This is a genomic window from Streptomyces sp. WG7 (assembly GCF_049975785.1).
Taxonomy (GTDB): Bacteria; Actinomycetota; Actinomycetes; order Streptomycetales; family Streptomycetaceae; genus Streptomyces.
In genome coordinates, this window is record NZ_JBNGGE010000002.1 from 363,656 (window position 1) to 379,594 (window position 15,939).

Annotated in this window: 18 protein-coding genes; 3 read left to right on the forward strand and 15 right to left on the reverse strand. The window is 73.8% G+C overall.

Annotated elements, in window-relative coordinates; translation table 11 throughout:
• Nucleotides 1–113: 113 nt before the first annotated feature.
• The 3 genes from groES to ACP4J0_RS04055 form a co-directional block, all read right to left on the reverse strand.
• Nucleotides 114–422, reverse strand: coding sequence for a co-chaperone GroES (gene groES, locus ACP4J0_RS04045; RefSeq protein WP_055418319.1), 309 nt, complete (start codon nt 420–422; stop codon nt 114–116).
• Nucleotides 423–672: 250 nt separating this feature from the next.
• Nucleotides 673–1,536: a polysaccharide deacetylase family protein gene (locus ACP4J0_RS04050; protein WP_426597206.1), complete on the reverse strand. Its 864-nt coding sequence runs from the start codon at nt 1,534–1,536 to the stop codon at nt 673–675.
• Nucleotides 1,533–2,474 carry a polysaccharide deacetylase family protein gene (locus tag ACP4J0_RS04055; protein WP_426597207.1) on the reverse strand — a complete coding sequence of 314 codons (942 nt, stop codon included), beginning with the start codon at nt 2,472–2,474 and terminating at the stop codon, nt 1,533–1,535. The genes ACP4J0_RS04050 and ACP4J0_RS04055 overlap by 4 nt, the downstream gene beginning before the upstream one ends.
• 90 nt (nt 2,475–2,564) lie before the next feature.
• Here ACP4J0_RS04055 and ACP4J0_RS04060 point away from each other — a divergent pair, with 90 nt between their 5' ends.
• Nucleotides 2,565–3,836 carry a class I SAM-dependent methyltransferase gene (locus ACP4J0_RS04060; protein ID WP_426597208.1) on the forward strand — a complete coding sequence of 424 codons (1,272 nt, stop codon included), beginning with the start codon at nt 2,565–2,567 and terminating at the stop codon, nt 3,834–3,836.
• Here ACP4J0_RS04060 and ACP4J0_RS04065 read toward each other — a convergent pair.
• The 4 genes from ACP4J0_RS04065 to ACP4J0_RS04080 all read right to left on the reverse strand — a co-directional run bounded on the left by ACP4J0_RS04065 (nt 3,775) and on the right by ACP4J0_RS04080 (nt 8,018).
• A complete protein-coding gene (locus ACP4J0_RS04065) occupies nt 3,775–5,145 on the reverse strand; it encodes an RNA polymerase sigma factor (RefSeq protein WP_426597209.1) in 1,371 nt (456 codons plus the stop codon). The two genes, ACP4J0_RS04060 and ACP4J0_RS04065, sit on opposite strands and share 62 nt — an antisense overlap.
• A gap of 55 nt (nt 5,146–5,200) precedes the next feature.
• Entirely contained in the window at nt 5,201–5,557 is a 357-nt protein-coding gene (locus ACP4J0_RS04070) for a YciI family protein (RefSeq protein ID WP_426597210.1), read from the reverse strand.
• A 122-nt stretch (nt 5,558–5,679) separates the two neighbouring features.
• The gene (locus ACP4J0_RS04075) at nt 5,680–6,717 is read right to left on the reverse strand and encodes an LCP family protein (protein WP_426597211.1); all 1,038 of its coding nucleotides are present in this window, start codon (nt 6,715–6,717) and stop codon (nt 5,680–5,682) included.
• A 248-nt stretch (nt 6,718–6,965) separates the two neighbouring features.
• Nucleotides 6,966–8,018: a LacI family DNA-binding transcriptional regulator gene (locus tag ACP4J0_RS04080; RefSeq protein WP_426523636.1), complete on the reverse strand. Its 1,053-nt coding sequence runs from the start codon at nt 8,016–8,018 to the stop codon at nt 6,966–6,968.
• A gap of 441 nt (nt 8,019–8,459) precedes the next feature.
• On the opposite strand from ACP4J0_RS04080, the gene ACP4J0_RS04085 reads away from it, so the two are divergent.
• Entirely contained in the window at nt 8,460–8,978 is a 519-nt protein-coding gene (locus ACP4J0_RS04085; protein WP_426597212.1) for a hypothetical protein, read from the forward strand.
• Here the strand turns inward: ACP4J0_RS04085 and ACP4J0_RS04090 are convergent.
• From ACP4J0_RS04090 to tsaB, 4 genes are read right to left on the reverse strand one after another with little or no spacing between them, the layout of a single operon-like run.
• Complete coding sequence (locus tag ACP4J0_RS04090) at nt 8,929–9,186, reverse strand: hypothetical protein (RefSeq protein WP_426597213.1); 258 nt, start codon at nt 9,184–9,186, stop codon at nt 8,929–8,931. The genes ACP4J0_RS04085 and ACP4J0_RS04090 overlap by 50 nt on opposite strands.
• The gene (tsaD, locus tag ACP4J0_RS04095; RefSeq protein ID WP_426597214.1) at nt 9,183–10,301 is read right to left on the reverse strand and encodes a tRNA (adenosine(37)-N6)-threonylcarbamoyltransferase complex transferase subunit TsaD; all 1,119 of its coding nucleotides are present in this window, start codon (nt 10,299–10,301) and stop codon (nt 9,183–9,185) included. The genes ACP4J0_RS04090 and tsaD overlap by 4 nt, the downstream gene beginning before the upstream one ends.
• Nucleotides 10,294–10,884, reverse strand: a complete 591-nt coding sequence (locus ACP4J0_RS04100; RefSeq protein WP_426597283.1) for a GNAT family N-acetyltransferase — start codon at nt 10,882–10,884, stop codon at nt 10,294–10,296. Before ACP4J0_RS04100 ends, tsaD begins: the two co-directional genes overlap by 8 nt.
• 50 nt (nt 10,885–10,934) lie before the next feature.
• Nucleotides 10,935–11,588, reverse strand: a complete 654-nt coding sequence (tsaB, locus tag ACP4J0_RS04105; protein WP_426597215.1) for a tRNA (adenosine(37)-N6)-threonylcarbamoyltransferase complex dimerization subunit type 1 TsaB — start codon at nt 11,586–11,588, stop codon at nt 10,935–10,937.
• Nucleotides 11,589–11,770: 182 nt separating this feature from the next.
• Between tsaB and ACP4J0_RS04110 the strand changes: the two genes are divergently transcribed.
• Nucleotides 11,771–12,325 carry a hypothetical protein gene (locus tag ACP4J0_RS04110; protein WP_426597216.1) on the forward strand — a complete coding sequence of 185 codons (555 nt, stop codon included), beginning with the start codon at nt 11,771–11,773 and terminating at the stop codon, nt 12,323–12,325.
• A 92-nt stretch (nt 12,326–12,417) separates the two neighbouring features.
• On the opposite strand, the gene ACP4J0_RS04115 is transcribed toward ACP4J0_RS04110, so the two are convergent.
• The 4 genes from ACP4J0_RS04115 to alr form a co-directional block, all read right to left on the reverse strand.
• Nucleotides 12,418–12,621, reverse strand: a complete 204-nt coding sequence (locus tag ACP4J0_RS04115) for a hypothetical protein (protein ID WP_426597217.1) — start codon at nt 12,619–12,621, stop codon at nt 12,418–12,420.
• 154 nt (nt 12,622–12,775) lie between these two features.
• On the reverse strand, nt 12,776–13,381 hold the full coding sequence (gene tsaE / locus ACP4J0_RS04120; RefSeq protein WP_426597218.1) for a tRNA (adenosine(37)-N6)-threonylcarbamoyltransferase complex ATPase subunit type 1 TsaE: 606 nt from the start codon (nt 13,379–13,381) through the stop codon (nt 12,776–12,778).
• Nucleotides 13,347–14,606: an alpha/beta fold hydrolase gene (locus ACP4J0_RS04125; protein ID WP_426597219.1), complete on the reverse strand. Its 1,260-nt coding sequence runs from the start codon at nt 14,604–14,606 to the stop codon at nt 13,347–13,349. Before ACP4J0_RS04125 ends, tsaE begins: the two co-directional genes overlap by 35 nt.
• Nucleotides 14,607–14,735: 129 nt before the next feature.
• Nucleotides 14,736–15,902, reverse strand: a complete 1,167-nt coding sequence (alr, locus tag ACP4J0_RS04130; protein WP_426597220.1) for an alanine racemase — start codon at nt 15,900–15,902, stop codon at nt 14,736–14,738.
• Nucleotides 15,903–15,939: the final 37 nt, after the last annotated feature.

Here is a 15,939-nt window from a genome sequence, read left to right on the forward strand (position 1 = left end):
TGAGCCCTCTTCCGGAAATCTCGGGGTTATACGGCGCTGCGCCCCTGGCGCCCGGCTTTTTTATGGTCGCGGGAGCCAGGGGCGCAGCTGGAAAGCAAGGTGCTTCGGGTGAATTACTTCTCGACGATCGCGAGCACGTCGCGGGCCGAGAGGACGAGGTACTCCTCGCCGTTGTACTTCACCTCGGTGCCGCCGTACTTGCTGTAGAGCACGACGTCGCCGACGGTGACGTCGAGCGGAAGACGGTTGCCGTCCTCGAAGCGGCCCGGGCCGACGGCCAGGACGACGCCCTCCTGGGGCTTCTCCTTGGCCGTGTCCGGAATGACCAGGCCCGAAGCCGTGGTCTGCTCGGCGTCGAGCGGCTGGACCACAATGCGGTCCTCGAGCGGCTTGATGGCAACCTTGGAGCTGGTGGTCGTCACGATCCGACCTCCCCCTTCGGAGATCTCACGGGGTTAACTGTCTGAGGTGGCGACCAGGTGGATCCGTCGTCGCGGGTGCCGGACCTGCCCGTCGCGTCATTGGCACTCTCCAGTGGGGAGTGCCAGAGCCGAGACTATGACCGCGATTAGCACTCGGTCAAGCGGAGTGCCAATGTCGGCGGCGCGTCGGGAGGGATTCGGGGGATCTCGCACCGAACCGGCGCCGGTGTCAACCGAACCGGCGCCGGGGTCAGAGGTAGTCGCCCAGGCGTCCCACCCGCAGACCCTGCTCCTCGATCTCCTCCAGCAGACGCCCGGTGCGCGCGCTCACGCCCACGCCCGTCGGGTGGTCCGGGGCGACGGACACGATGTCGCCCGGGCGGAGGCGGTGGTCGCCGCGGGCGTAGGTGAGGTCCCCGCCGGCGTTCAGGGTCGCCCGCCACAGGACGACGGCCGTGATGCCGCAGTCGGCGGCGGCGCGCAGGGTCGTGGTGTCGTACGTGCCGTAGGGCGGGCGGAAGAGGTGCGGGCGGACGCCGAAGCGGGACTTGAGCTTGGTCTGCTGGCCGCAGATCTCGGCGCGCTGGCCGGCGTAGGGCAGGCCGCGCAGGGAACGGTGGTCGAGGGTGTGGTTCTGCAGGTTCGCGCCGACCGAGCGCAGCCGGGCGAAGTGGCCGTACGCCGGTCCGGCGACGGTGTCGGTGAGGAACAGGGTGACCGGGAGCCGTCGTTCGCGGACCAGGCCGGCGAAGTGCGGGTCGCGTTCGGCGCTGTCGTCGAAGGTGAGGAAGACGACCGGGTCGGTGGTGCGGACGTGGTCCACGACGGGCGGCAGGTCCTGTCCCCGTCCGTCGCCCTGACCGGCACCTTGCCCGTTGCCCTGACCGGCACCTTCGCCATGGCCCTGACCGGCACCTTGCCCACCGCCCTGACCGGCGCGTTCGCCATTGCCCCGACTGCTGCTCGGCCCGTTGCCCTGACTGCTGCCCCGGATCCCCGCCCGGGCCTGCTCCGCGACGGGCGGGGGTTCGGCGGGGCCCGCGAACTGTGCGCAGCCGGTGAGCAGTACGGCGGCCAGGGCGGCCCCGGTCGGCCGGAACCGCCCGCACCTCACAGGTAGTCCTCCAGCCGGGCCACCGCGTATCCCTCCGCCGTCACCTTGTCGAGGAACTCGCGGACCATGTCGCGCATGGTGCCGCCCCAGTCGTCCTCGCCCCGGAAGTGGGTGAGGACGATGTCGCCGGGGTGGATCTCGCGGTCCCACTCGCGGTAGTCCCAGTGGTCGGCGAAGACCTCCGCGTTCCAGATCGGGGCGTACTCGATGCCGCAGGCCTTGGCGGCGCGCAGGGTGTCGCGGTTGTAGTTGCCGTAGGGCGGACGGAAGAGGGTCGGGCGCTCGCCGTAGCGCGCCTCGATCACGTCCTGCATGCCGCAGATCTCGCGCTTCTGCCCGGCGTAGGACAGGCCGGGCAGGTAGGGGTGGTGGAGGGTGTGGTTGTTGAGGGTGACGCCGCGGTCCTGCATCCTCCCGAAGTAGCCGTAGTCCTCCTTCGCCAGGTAGTCGCTGATGAAGGCGGTGTACGGGATCTTCAGCTCGCTCATCATCCGCAGGAACGCCGGGTCCTTCTCGGCGCCGTCGTCGATGGTGAGGAAGACGATCTTCTCCTTGGTGGGGATCGAGGTGAAGACCGGCGGGAGGTTCTCCTGGCCGTCCACCTCGAAGCCCTCGCGCGCCTTGATCTCCGGCTTCTTCTCGGGGGGCGGGGGCGCCGTCAGCGGGACCTTCTTCAGGTTCCAGCGCTTGGCGGCGGCGACCCGGGCCGCCTGGGCCGCGCGCAGCTCGGACGCGTAGGCGTCGAGCGCGCGGGCCGGGGGTGCCTGCAGGGGCTCCCCGCCGGCGCCCCGCCCCTGGGAGGCGTCCTGCGCACAGCCGGAGGACGCGAGGGCGGCGAGGGCGAGGGCGGCGAGGCCGCCGCGCGTCCGGAACCCCGGAGAGGACGCCCGGAACACTCCGCACGCCCGGCTTTTGTCGGTTTGTACGACTGCTCGCATGGTGCCGGATCCTCGCAGCCCCCGGCCGTCGAACCCCGCCCGACACCGCGCCGGAGGCACACCGTCCACCGACTGGCCCACAATGTTCCGGTGAACGACCTCGACGCCCTCCTCGCCCTGCTCACCCCCGAGGGCCGCGCCCTCCTCGACGAGGTGCGCGACACCGACCCCGCGCGGGAACTGGCGGTCGCGACCCGGCTGCGGCGCACGCATCCGGCCGGGCTGGTGTCCGCGGCGCTCGGGCAGGCGCGGCTGCGGCAGCGGGCGGTGGCGAAGTTCGGTGCCGAGGACGCCGGGCGGATGTTCTTCACCCCCAACGGGGTCGAGCAGTCGACGCGGGCGAGCGTGGCGGCGTACCGGGCCGGGCGGATGGCGGCGCTGGGCGTGACCTCCGTCGCCGACCTGTGCTGCGGGATCGGCGGTGACGCGATCGCGCTCGCCCGGGCCGGGATCCGGGTGCTGGCCGTGGACCGGGACCCGGCGACCGCGGCGGCGGCCCGCGCCAACGCCGAGGCACTGGGGCTGGATGAGCTGATCGAGGTGCGCGAGGCGGATGTGACGGAGGTGGAGACACGTGGGTACGACGCCGTGTTCGTCGACCCCGCGCGGCGCGGGGGGCGCGGGAGGATCTTCGACCCGGAGGCGTACTCGCCACCGCTGTCCTGGGCCGTGGAGGCGGCCCGTACGGCCTCCCGCGCCGCCGCGCTGAAGGTCGCGCCCGGCATTCCGCACGAGGCGGTGCCGGAAGACGCCGAGGCCGAGTGGATCTCCGACGGCGGGGACGTGAAGGAGGCGGTGCTGTGGTTCGGCGGCGCGCCGGGGGCGGTGGCGCCAGGGGCGGTGGCGCCAGGGGCGGTGGCGCCGGGGGCGGTGGCGCCAGGGGCGGTGGCGCCAGGGACTGTGACGCTGGGGGCGGTGCGGGCCACGCTGCTGCCGGGGCCCCGCACCCTGCTCGGCGCCGGCCTGCCCGACCCGGAGGTCCGCACGCCCGGCCGCTACCTGTACGAGCCGGACGGCGCCGTCATCCGCGCCCACCTCGTCGCCGAGGTCGCCGAGCAGGTCGGCGGCGGGCTGCTGGACGCGACCATCGCCTACGTCACCGCGGACGAGCTGCGGCCGACGCCGTACGCCACGGCGTACGAGATCACCGACCGGATGCCGTTCAACGTCAAGAAGCTGAAGGCGCTGCTGCGGGAGCGCGAGGTCGGCACACTGACCGTGAAGAAGCGGGGATCGGCGGTCGAGCCGGAGGAGCTGCGGCGGAAGGTCAAGCCCCAGGGGCCGAACGCGGCGACCGTGTTCATGACCCGGGTCGCGGGGGCGCCGACGATGCTGATCGGGCACCCGGTGGACAGGCGCTGACCGCACCGCTCCGCCCGGTGGGCAGGCGCTGACCGCACCGCTCCGCCCGGCGTGTCAGCAGTTCGCGTTCACGGTCGTTGCGGGCCAGGGAGGCGGCGCGCTCGAACTCCGTGCGGGCCTCGGCCGTACGGCCCAGGCGGAGGAGGAGGTCACCGCGGACGCTGGGGAGCAGGTGGTAGTCGCGCAGGGCGGGCTCGGCGGCGAGGGCGTCGACGAGGTCGAGTGCCGGGGCCGGGCCCTCGGCCATCGACACGGCCACCGCGCGGTTGAGTTCGACGACCGGGGACGGGGCGCGGGCCGCGAGCAGGCCGTACAGCGCGGCGATGCGGGGCCAGTCGGTCTCCTCGTACGTGTACGCCGTCGCGTGGCAGGCGGCGATCGCGGCCTGGAGGAGGTACGGGCCCGGGCCGCCGGGGCCGGTGGTGGTGTGGGCGTGGTCGAGGGCGGTGATGCCGCGGGCGATGAGCATGCGGTTCCAGCGGCGGCGGTTCTGGTCCTCGAGAAGGACCGGTGCGCCGTCGGGTCCGGTGCGGGCGGCGGTGCGGGACGCCTGGAACTCCAGCAGGGCCGTCAGTCCGTGGACCTCGGGCTCCTTGGGCATCAGCGCGGAGAGCACGCGGGCCAGGCGCAGGGCGTCCTCGCACAGGCCGGGGCGGAGCCAGTCGTCGCCGGCGGTGGCCGCGTAGCCCTCGTTGAAGATCAGGTAGATGACCTCCAGGACCGAGCCGAGGCGGGCGGCGCGGTCCGGGCCGTAGGGCACCTCGAAGGCGACGTTCTTGCGGGCCAGGGTGCGTTTGGCGCGCACGATGCGCTGCGCGACCGTCGGTTCCGGGACGAGGAAGGCGCGGGCGATCTCGGGCGTGGTGAGGCCCCCGAGCAGGCGGAGGGTGAGGGCGATGCGGGCCTCGGCGGACAGCACCGGGTGACAGGCGGTGAAGACCAGGCGCAGCAGGTCGTCGTCGATGTCCTCCGGGTCGGCGGGCTCCTCGGGCGGCGGCGTGGCGGTGGGCAGGTCGCGGCCGATCTCCGCCAGCTTGCGGGCGTAGTTCTCGCGGCGCCGGATCAGGTCGACGGCGCGGCGCCGGGCGGTGGCCATGAGCCAGGCGCCCGGATTGTCGGGCACGCCGTCCCGCGGCCACTGCTCCAGGGCCGCGACCATCGCGTCCTGCGTGAGTTCCTCGGCGATGCCGACGTCCCGGACCAGGCGGGCGACGCCGGCGATGACGCGCGGGGACTCCAGGCGGAAGACCGTCTCGATGGCCGCGGTGGGCTCGGTGGCCCCGGTGGGCGCGGTGGGCTGTGGTTCCACAGCCCACCATGCAACACCCCCGGGTCCGCGAGGCCAAACCGGGCCAGGGCCTGCCCTAGCCCTCCATCAGCTCCCGCACCTCGCAGGTCACCGTCCAGTACTCCTCGTGCACCTTGAGGAAGCGCTTGGTCCACTCGACCGCCTCGGCCCTGTCCTTGGCCTGGAGGAGCGAGTAGCCGCCGATGACCTCCTTGGACTCGGTGAACGGCCCGTCGGTGACGGACAGCTGCCCGCCCTCGTAGTGGACGCGGGTGCCCTGGGCGGTCGGGGTCAGCCCGGCGGTGTCGAGCAGCACGCCGGCCTTCGTCATCTCCTCCATCAGCTTCTCCATCCGCTGCACCAGCTCGGGGCTGGGGCCGCCGGACAGGGCGTCGTTCTCCTCGATGCGGATCAGCGACAGGAAGCGCGGCATGGTGACTCCTCGGGTGGTTCGGGGGCCGGGTCCGTCCCGGCCTCTCACCCGTGCGTCGAACGGGCGGGGCGTGGATCGACAGGTGCCCCGGGAACTTCGCGAATTTTTCTTCGGGGCTTCTCTCAGCGGAGCGATTCCCACAGCTCACCGGCGTCCGGTTCCAGGGCCACCACCCGGTAGGCGTCCCAGGGGGCCGGCACGACGGGCATCGTCACCGTGCGTACGTCGTCGGCCGACAGGTCCCCGAGACTGCGGCCGAGGCTCATCAGCTCGCCCAGCGAGTCCAGGCCGGTGTCGGTGGTGAGGCTGCCGGTGACCGCGTCGGCGACCTGGTACAGCCGTGCCGGGTCGGTGAGCAGGTCGGTGGCCGACATCTGCTCCAGCAGCGCCTTGACCAGCTTGTGCTGGAGCTCTATGCGGGCGAGGTCGCTGCCGCCCTCCAGCCCGTACCGGGTGCGGGCCAGACCGAGGGCCTCGGTGCCGTCGAGGTGGTGGGTGCCGGCGTCGAGGTGCAGGTGGCTCTTGTCGTCGTCGATGTCCACGTCCGTGGTGACCGTGACCCCGCCGAGCGCGTCGACCAGCTCGGCGAAACCGGAGAAGTCGATCTCGATGTAGTGGTCCATGCGGACGCCGGTCATCGACTCGACGGTCTTGACCGCGCAGACCGGCCCGCCCACCGCGTAGGCGGTGTTGAACATCGCGCCGCCCGCCTCCCGGGACTCACCGCCGGACGGCAGCGGGCAGGACGGGCGGGTGACGAGCGTGTCGCGCGGGATGCTGACGACGGTGGCGGCGGTCCGGCCCGCGTCGAGGTGGACGACCATCGCCGTGTCCGAGCGGGCGCCCTCGCTGTCACCGCCGCCGAGCTCCTGGTTCTCCTCGCCGCTGCGCGAGTCCGAACCGAGGACCAGGATGTTCAGGGCGCCGGCGGGCACCGGGGCCGCGTCGGGCGAGGCGGAGGGGACGGTGACCGGCCTCGCGGGGCGGTCGTCGCCGAGCGCGCCGTCGATGTCGACGCTCCGGATGTTGCCGTTCAGGTGCCAGTAGGCCCACCCCGCCGCGGCGGCCCCGAGCAGCAGGGCACCGGCCAGGGCGAGGCCTGCCGCCTTCAGCCCCTTCGAGCGGCGGCCCGGCCCGCCCAGCCCGTCCCGCGCAGCCATGCGTCCGCCCCCGCCCGTGCCGGCCCCGTTCGCGTCCCCACCCGAATGCCCCATCGTGAGGAACATAAGTCCGAATTACTGGGAACGGACATACGTGGGTCGTCATTCTGCGGAAATTCTCAGACTCGGACTTCTCAGGCAGCGGAGGACGGCCGGGCTTCGAGGAGAGCGGCGACCGGCTCCGCTCGGTTCGAGTAGAGCGGCGACCGGCCCCGGTCAGACCGAGGGGAGCGGGAAACCGGCCCCGGTCAGACCGCCGCGGGCGCGCCCGTGCTGCTGCGCACCTCCAGGCTGGTGGCCAGCTCCACCCGGGTCGCCGCCGCGGAGCCGTCGTCGCGTCCGAGGTCCAGGACCAGCCGGGCCGCCGCCTCGGCCATCTCCATGAGCGGCTGCCGTACGGTCGTCAGCGGCGGCCCCACCCAGCGGGCCACCGGCAGGTCGTCGAACCCGACCACGCTCAGGTCCTGCGGGATGCGCAGACCCAGCTCGCGCGCGGCCTCGTACAGCCCGAGCGCCTGGAGGTCGTTGCCGGCGAAGACGGCGGTCGGGCGGTCGGGGCGGCGCAGCAGTTCCAGGCCCTGCCGGTAGCCGGCCTCGTGGTGGAAGTCGCCGGTCATGATCAGGTCCGGGTCGACGGGCAGCCCCGCCGTCTCCAGGGCGGCCCGGTAGCCGTCGACGCGGGCGCGGCTGCACATCATCCGGACGGGGCCGCTGATCGCGCCGATGCGGGTGTGACCGAGGTCGATCAGGTGCCGGGTGGCGGCGAGTCCGCCCTGCCAGTTGGTGGCGCCGATGGACGGCACGTCGGCGCCCGGGTCGCCGGCCGGGTCCATCACCACGAACGGGATGGAGCGGCTGGTGAGCAGGGCCCGCTGGGACTCGTCGAGGCCGGACAGGACGAGGATCACGCCGTGCGGGCGGCGGGCGGCGACCTGGTCGGCCCAGGTCCTGCCGGGCGTGAGACGCCCCGCGCTCTCGGAGAGGACGACGCTGAGCCCCGTGTCCCGGGCCACGTTCTCCACGCCCCGGATGACCTCCATCGCCCAGGCGCTCTCCAGTTCGTGGAAGACCAGGTCGATCAGGGGCGAGCGGGTCGCCTCGGCCCGCCGGCGCCGGTAGCCGTGACCGCGCAGCAGCTCCTCCACGCGGGCCCGGGTCGCGGGGGCGACGTCGGCACGGCCATTGAGGACCTTCGAAACAGTCGGCGCCGACACACCGGCCTCACGCGCGATCTCGGCGAGGGTCGCGGTCTGCGCGGACCGCCTTTGCGTCCGGGTTTCAGCGGGCTGCGGGGATGTCATGACGGCGATCGTAACCCTGAGGGCCCTCCTGACGTAGCCCCCGAGCAACCAGGGCCTCCGGAACATTCGCTATATACTTCGAAACGTTCGAAGCGCTCAGTCGCCGCACTACCGCCCGCACGCCACCCGCGCGACCTTCCGCTTCCATGCCTGTCCCTCGGCGTTCACCAGCCGTTCGGGCAGGCGGGTGGTCCGGCCCGGCGGGCTCGAATACGGTGGGCGGCGTCCAGCGCGGACGTACGCCGCACGGCACCACCGCCCCGCACGGGACCGGTACGGCCGCCCCGCACGGGGGCCGGCACCACCGACCCGCACGTGGCCGGTACGGCCGCCCCCCTCACGGGGCCGACGCGGAGCCCGGAGCGGGCGGGCGGCCGCACGGGACACGGGGGAGTCGCCGGTGGCCCAGGCCACCGCGCCGGGCGCACGGGGGGGCGCGCGATGGACCGGAGCCTGCACCACGAGACGAGATCCACCGGAGCGGCACTGGCCGGCGCCGCCGTCTGCGCCGTGGCGGGTGGTGTCGTGCACGGGTTCGAGCTGCCGCCCGCGGGAGACACACGCCGGTTCTTCCTGGCGTTGCTCGCGCTCGTGGTGCTGTCGGTGCTCGTGGAACTGTTCGTGGACGTACGGCGTTTCCGCAAGGCCGTCCCCCTGGCCGACGACGTGGAGCCGCCGCCGGACGAGCGGCTGCGCGAGCGCCTCTTCCTCCCGGGCCTCTTCGCCTTCATCGTCGTGCCGACGACGGCGGCGGCCCTCGTGTGGGGGTGGTGGGTCGCGCTGTTCCCGCTGGCGTCCGCCGTCGAGTGGGGGGCGCAGGCCGTGGTCATCACCGTCTGGGAGCGCCGGAACGGCCTGCTGCTGTGGCGGAAGCCCACGATGGGCACCGTGGGCCTCGCGACCTCCCCGCTCAGTCCGCGGCCACCGACTCGAACCGCCACCGGTGCACCGCCCGCGTGACCAGGCCGGTGTCCGGTTCGGGCAGCTCCGGCAGTTCGGCGTCGTAGGCGGCGTCCCACCAGGTGACGACGAGGACGCGGTCCTGCGGGGCGCGGAGCGTCTCCCGGCGCAGCGGGGTGCCGTCGAGCGGCTGCGCCCGTGCCCAGGCCAGCAGTTCCTCGCCCCGGCCGGGCACGGCCCGCGCCTCCCACATCAGCGCGACGGTCACGAGTACAGGTTCTCCTTGCTGACCTCGTGCACGTGGTCGTGGTCGTGGCCGTGCGTGTGGCCCTGCCCCGGGACGTGCGGTTCCGTCACCGGCAGGGAGGAGTCGGCCGAGAGGTCCCAGTCGGAGGCGGCCCGGCCCCGGGCGACCATCTCCGCGCCGAGCGCGGCGACCATCGCACCGTTGTCCGTGCACAGCTTGGGCCGCGGCACGCGCAGCCGGATGCCGGCCGCCTCGCAGCGCTCCTGGGCCAGGGCCCGCAGCCGGGAGTTGGCGGCCACGCCGCCGCCGATCATCAGGTGGTCGACGCCCTGGTCCTTGCAGGCCCGCACCGCCTTGCGGGTCAGTACGTCCACGACCGCCTCCTGGAAGGAGGCCGACACGTCGCGCACCGGCACCTCCTCCCCCGCCGCCCGCTTCGCCTCGATCCAGCGGGCCACGGCCGTCTTCAGCCCGGAGAAGGAGAAGTCGTACGCCGCGTCACGCGGGCCGGTCAGTCCCCGCGGGAACGCGATCGCGTTCGGGTCGCCCTCGCGCGCGTACCGGTCGATGACGGGGCCGCCGGGGAAGCCCAGGTTCAGCACGCGGGCGATCTTGTCGAAGGCCTCGCCGGCCGCGTCGTCGATGGTGGCGCCCATCGGGCGGACGTCGGAGGTGATGTCCGTCGACAGTAGCAGCGAGGAGTGCCCGCCGGAGACCAGCAGCGCCATCGTCGGCTCGGGCAGCGCGCCGTGCTCCAGCTGGTCGACGCAGATGTGCGAGGCGAGGTGGTTGACGCCGTACAGGGGCTTGCCGAGGGCGTAGGCGTACGCCTTCGCGGCCGAGACTCCGACCAGCAGGGCGCCGGCGAGGCCGGGGCCCGCGGTGACGGCGATGCCGTCGAGGTCGCGCGCGCTCACCCCCGCCTCCTTCAGGGCGCGGTCGATGGTGGGGACCATCGCCTCCAGGTGGGCGCGGCTCGCCACCTCGGGGACGACACCGCCGAAGCGGGCGTGCTCGTCGACGCTGGACGCGACGGCGTCGGCCAGCAGGGTGGTGCCGCGCACGACACCGACGCCGGTCTCGTCGCAGGACGTCTCGATCCCCAGGACGAGGGGCTCGTCGCGTGAGTCAGCCATGGTTGTCGGTTCCTTGTACGGAGTCGGCGCCCGCGGCGGGGCCGCCACCGGGCGCTGTGGTCAGTCGCATCACCAGGGCATCCACGTTGCCCGGCTGGTAGTAGCCGCGCCGGAAACCGATCGCCTCGAAGCCGAAGCGCTCGTACAGCCGCTGCGCGCGGGTGTTGTCCACCCGGCACTCCAGCATCACCTCGGCGCACTCGAAGGCGGTCGCCGCCCGCAGCAGCTCGGACAGCAGCCGCCCGCCGAGTCCGGTGCCCCAGTGGTCGCGGGCGACGGCGATGGTCTGCACGTCGGACTGGTCGCCGGAGGCGGCGAGGCCCGCGTACCCGACGATCCGGGCGCCGCCCTCACCGATCGCGCCACCCTCACTGGCCGCGCCGCTCTCGCCCGCCGCGCCACTCTCGCCGGCCGCGCCGTCCGCTTCGGCCGTCCCCGGCACCTCGGCGACGACGTACCTCCGGGTCGCCCCGGGGCCACGCGCGTGGGCCAGCTCGGACCAGAACATGCCCCGCGACCAGGCGTCCTCCGGGAACAGCTCCCGTTCCATCCGGAGCACGGGGTCGATGTCCCACCAGCGCATCTCGCGCAGCTCGGGCTGTACGGGTGGCGTCACGGGCTCGGTCGCTCCGGTCACTTGGGGGTGACCACCTTGTAGTTCTTGGGGACCTGGGCGTCGGGCCGGCGCAGGTACAGCGGCCGGGGCGCGGGCAGTTCCTCGCCCGCCGCGAGCTTCTCGGCGGCCAGGGACGCCAGGGCGGCGGCGGACACGTGCTCGGGCTCGTGCGCCTTCGGGAAGGTGTCCGGGTACAGCAGCGCGCCCGCGCCGACGGCCGGGAGTCCGGCGACCTGCTCCGCGATGTCGGCGGGGCGGTCGACCGCCGGGTCGGTGACGCGGGTGCGGGAGTCGGCGTACCGGGCCCAGTAGACCTCCTTGCGGCGGGCGTCGGTCGCCACCACGAAGGGGCCCTCCAGGTCGGCGGCGTAGGCGAGGCCGTCCAGCGTGCACACGCCGTGGACGGGCACGCCGAGCGCGAGTCCGAACGTGTCCGCGGTCATCAGGCCGACGCGCAGTCCCGTGTACGGGCCGGGGCCGGTGCCGGCGACGATGCCGGTGACGGCGTCGAGCCCGAGGCCGGCCTCGGTGAGCACGCGGTCGACGGCGGGCAGCAGCAGCTCGCCGTGCCGGCGTGCGTCCACCTGGCTCGACGAGGCGATGACGTCCGTACCGTCGTGCAGCGCGACGGTCACGGCGGGCGTGGCGGTATCCAGAGCGAGCAAGAGCACGCAAACAGCCTACGGCGCCGCGGGGCCCGTGTCGGACGCCCACCGGCCGGCCCGGCGCCGCCCGCCCGTGTCGCCCTGCGCCGACCGGAGGCATCCCGCGTCGCCCACGGCGATCGCGCGATCACCGAGTGCTACCGTCGCCGGGGAACGGGTGCACGAGTACGACGACGAGGTGGTCGCCAGTGGTAAGCAGCAGCGCCGGGCTCGTCACCGGCCTCACGGCGGCGGCCCTCGTGACGATCGGCTTCCTCGGCCACCAGGCGTCGACCAGCGCCCCGCCCGACCCCGGCCGGGTCCGGGCCAGCGGCACGCCCGCCCCCGGCGCCTCCAAGGCACCCCGCGACCACCGGCGCCCCGAGGCGCTGCCCGCGGGCTCCGGCAAGGGTGAACGGGTGGTGTACTCGGTGGACGACGACCGGGTGTGGCTGGTCGACCCGGGCGACCGGGTCCGGCGCACCTTCCGGGTCACGCCCAGCGGGGTGGACCCGGCACCGGGCACCTACGCGGTCACGTCCCGCTCCAAACGGGTCACCGGCTCCGACGGCATCCCGGTCGAGCACGTCGTGCGCTTCACCAGCGTCCGCGGCGTGGTCATCGGGTTCAGCGCGGCGGTGGACGGCTCCATGGCGAAGCCCGACCCGGCCCGGCGCACCGGCGGCATCCGGGAGACGCGCGCGGACGGCGACGCGATGTGGCGGTTCGCGACGGTCGGGCAGCGGGTCGTCGTCGTCCCCTGAGACGCCGGGAGCCACGTGGACCGCCCATGCCTCACGTGTCACGCGCGACACAACCGGGCTCACCGGCTGCACGGCACGGGCCGGTGCACGGGTCAGGCGGCCTCGCGGTGCTCCCGTACAGGACGGCGGACCTCCGGCTCGGGCGCGCGCGGCGGTGTCGAGATCACCGTCGCGGCGGCACAGGACGCGAGCAGGTCGCGCATCGAAACCGCGGCGGACGCTGAAGCGGGCGACTGCGGCCGCTGCCGGGCCTGCGACCGCGACTGCGGCTGCGGCTGCGACTCGGTCTCTGACATGGACGCCTCCTGAAGGTCGGGGGCGGGCGTAGTTAGGCATGCCTAACTACGAGCTGGATACCATGTGACCACGCGCAAGACCCGGAACGCAATATTTTCCCGACACCTTGTCGGAACGCCTCCCGGTGGGAGGCCCGGGAGCCGGAGCCCGGGTTCAGACGGTGAGCACGCTCAGGTCGGCCGCGGCCCAGCGCTCACCGACGCCCATGAGCGTCACGTGCCGCACCTCGTCGGTGGTGTCGCCGACGGCCCGGTCGATCCGGAGCCGCAGCCGGTCGTCGGTCAGCTCCTCGACCTTGCCCTCGCCCCACTCCACCACGATCACCGAGTCGGACAGGGAGACGTCGAGGTCGAGGTCCTCCATCTCGTCCAGGCCGCCGGACAGGCGGTAGGCGTCGACGTGGACGAGCGGCGGCCCGTCGCCGAGGGAGGGGTGCACGCGGGCGATCACGAAGGTCGGGGAGGTGACGGCGCCGCGCACGCCTAGGCCCTCGCCGAGCCCCCGGGTCAGCGTCGTCTTGCCCGCGCCCAGCTCCCCGCTGAGCATCACCAGGTCACCGGCGCGCAGGACCTTGGCGAGCCTGCGGCCCAGTTCCCGCATCTGCTCCGGGGAGGTGACGGTGATCGCGACGCCCGAGGCGGACTCGGCGAGCTCGCCGGGCGCGGAGGGTTCGCCGGGCGCGGAGGGTTCGGGGAACTCGGAGAGCTCAGAGGTCTCGGAGGGCTCAGCCGGGTCCCGCGGTGCTGCTGGTGCTTCCATAGCCGTCAACCGTAGCGGCTGGCGGCACCGCGCCCGCGCGGGCGAGCAGGTCGGCAAGGCGGTCGGTGACCAGCTCCGGATGTTCCAGCATCACCAGGTGCCCCGCGTCGGGCACGAGCACCAGCTCCGCGTCCGGCAGCAGGTCGGCGATCGCCTCGCTGTGCTCGCTCGGCGTGACGAGGTCCCGCACTCCGGCCAGGACGAGGACGGGCAGGCCGGCGAAGTGGGCGAGGGCCGCGGTCTTGTCGTGGTCGTTGAAGGCCGGGTAGTACTCGGCGACCACGTCGATCGGCGTCGATTCGATCATCCGCTCCGCGAACCGGGCCACGGCCGGGTCGACGTCCCGGGACGCGAACGAGTACCGCTTGATGATCCCGGCGAACAGGTCCGCCGTCGCCCGCCGCCCCTTCTCCACCAGCTCGGCCCGCTGCCCCAACGCCTTCAGCACGCCCGGCAGCACCCGCCGCACGGCGTTGACACCGGCCACGGGCAGCCCGAAGTTGACCTCGCCGAGCCGCCCGGAGGACGTGCCCACGAGCGCGACGCCGACGACCCGTTCGGCGACCAGGTCGGGGAACGCGTCGGCCAGGGCCATCACGGTCATGCCGCCCATGGAGTGGCCGACCAGCACGATCGGCCCCTCGGGTGCGGCCGCGTCGATGACGGCCTTCAGGTCCCGGCCCAGGTCCTCGATGGTGACCGGCCGGCCGTCCCGCACCTGCGAGACGCCACGGCCGGACCGTCCGTGGCTGCGCTGGTCCCAGTGCACGGTGCGGACGACGCCCCTGAGGGCCTCCCGCTGGAAGTGCCAGGAGTCCTGGTTGAGGCAGTAGCCGTGGGCGAAGACGACGGTCACGGGGGCGGGCGCCTTACGGCCGAACAGCCGCCGGCGGCGCCGGGTGAGCGCGGACTCCGTCTCCGGATCGACGTCGTCGACCTCGTAGTACAGCTCGGTGCCGTCGTCGGCGTACGCCCTGCCCGGAGTGCCGCGCAGTCCGCCGTACGGGCCCGCCGAGTCGAGGGCGAGCCGGGCCTTCTGGCGTATCCCGCGGCCGACGGTGAGCCGTTCTATCGCCACGCCGGCCGCGGCACCCGCCGCGACCACGCCTATCGCGACACCGGCGATGCCGGTCGCCCGGCGCCAGCCGCCGGCGGCGGCCTCGGTGGCGGCCTCCGTGGCGGAGACGACGGCTGCGGTGACGACCTCCGCGTTGCTCTCGCTCACGTACCGCTCCTCTTCGCCGGGCCGTCGCGCGGTTCCCCGCCGGTTGCTGGTTGCCGCTGGTTATTGATTCCCGCTGGTTGCTGATTCCCCTGGACGCGTGCCGTGCACGTCACGCGTCGGACGGACGCGTCACTCGTTCACGTAGACGCGCGGAACGCGTGTTCCGATGCGGGTGACGATCTCGTACGCGATGGTGCCCGCCGCCTGCGCCCAGTCCTCGGCGGTGGGCTCGCCGCGGTCGCCGGGGCCGAACAGCACCGCCTCGGTGCCCGGCTCCGGCCGGTCCCCGCCCAGGTCGACGACGAACTGGTCCATCGCGATCCGCCCCGCCACGGTGCGCCACTTGCCGTCGACCAGGACGGGACCGGTGGAGGAGGCGTGGCGCGGGACGCCGTCCGCGTAGCCGAGGGGGACGAGGCCGAGGGTGGTCTCGCCGGGGGTGGTGTAGTGGTGCCCGTAGCTGACGCCGTGGCCGCCGGGCACCTGCTTGACCAGGGCCAGCGAGGCGGCCAGCGTCATCACGGGGCGCAGCCCGAAGTCGGCGGGGGTTCCGATCTCGGGGCTGGGCGAGACGCCGTACATGGCGATGCCGGGCCGTACGAGGTCGAAGTGGGCCTCGGGGAGCGTGAGGGTGGCCGGCGAGTTGGCGATGTGCCGCACCTCCGGGCGTACGCCCTGCTGCTCCGCGTACGCCGTCATTTCCCGGAAGACGGTGAGCTGGGCGGCGATGGACGGGTGCCCGGGCTCGTCGGCGCAGGCGAAGTGCGACCAGAGCCCGGTGACGCGGAGGAGCCCCTCGTCCTCGGCCCGCAGGGCCGCCGCCACCAGCTCGGCCCAGTCCTCGCCGGGCTGGCAGCCGCTCCGTCCGAGCCCGGTGTCGGCCTTGAGCTGCACCCGTGCGGGGAGCCCTGCCCGCCGTGCCGCCCCGACGACCTCCGCCAGGGCCCACATGCCGCTGACGGACACGTCGAGTCCGGCCTCGACGGCCTCCCGCCAGGGGCCGCCGGGTGTCCACAGCCAGCACATGATCCGCACGTCGTCCGGCAGTGCCGGGTCCGCGCGCAGCGCGAGGGCCTCCTGCGGCGTGGCGGTGCCCAGCCAGGTCGCGCCCGCGGCGACGGCCGCGCGGGCGCACGGAAGCGCGCCGTGTCCGTAGGCGTCGGCCTTGACGACGGCCATGAGAGCCGCCCCGGGGGCCCGTTCGCGCAGTGCGCGGACGTTGGCCCGCAGGGCGGCCAGGTCGATCTCGGCACGGGCCCGCGACACCGCGGCCCGCCGAGCAGCTGTCTCACTCATCGTGCCCCCAGTCTCTCAGAGCACCCGGACCCGGCTT

Bases quoted from the DNA above. Each gene is read 5' to 3' on its own strand.
- ACP4J0_RS04100 (WP_426597283.1), bottom strand. From the start codon at position 10,884: ATGCGCTGGTGGGACATCGACCCCGTGCTCCGGATGGAACGGGAGCTG.
- ACP4J0_RS04055 (WP_426597207.1), bottom strand. From the start codon at position 2,474: ATGCGAGCAGTCGTACAAACCGACAAAAGCCGGGCGTGCGGAGTGTTC.
- ACP4J0_RS04115 (WP_426597217.1), bottom strand. From the start codon at position 12,621: ATGTCAGAGACCGAGTCGCAGCCGCAGCCGCAGTCGCGGTCGCAGGCC.
- alr (WP_426597220.1), bottom strand. From the start codon at position 15,902: ATGAGTGAGACAGCTGCTCGGCGGGCCGCGGTGTCGCGGGCCCGTGCC.
- ACP4J0_RS04075 (WP_426597211.1), bottom strand. From the start codon at position 6,717: ATGGCTGCGCGGGACGGGCTGGGCGGGCCGGGCCGCCGCTCGAAGGGG.
- tsaE (WP_426597218.1), bottom strand. From the start codon at position 13,381: ATGGAAGCACCAGCAGCACCGCGGGACCCGGCTGAGCCCTCCGAGACC.
- ACP4J0_RS04070 (WP_426597210.1), bottom strand. From the start codon at position 5,557: ATGCCGCGCTTCCTGTCGCTGATCCGCATCGAGGAGAACGACGCCCTG.
- ACP4J0_RS04085 (WP_426597212.1), top strand. From the start codon at position 8,460: ATGGACCGGAGCCTGCACCACGAGACGAGATCCACCGGAGCGGCACTG.
- ACP4J0_RS04080 (WP_426523636.1), bottom strand. From the start codon at position 8,018: ATGACATCCCCGCAGCCCGCTGAAACCCGGACGCAAAGGCGGTCCGCG.
- tsaD (WP_426597214.1), bottom strand. From the start codon at position 10,301: ATGGCTGACTCACGCGACGAGCCCCTCGTCCTGGGGATCGAGACGTCC.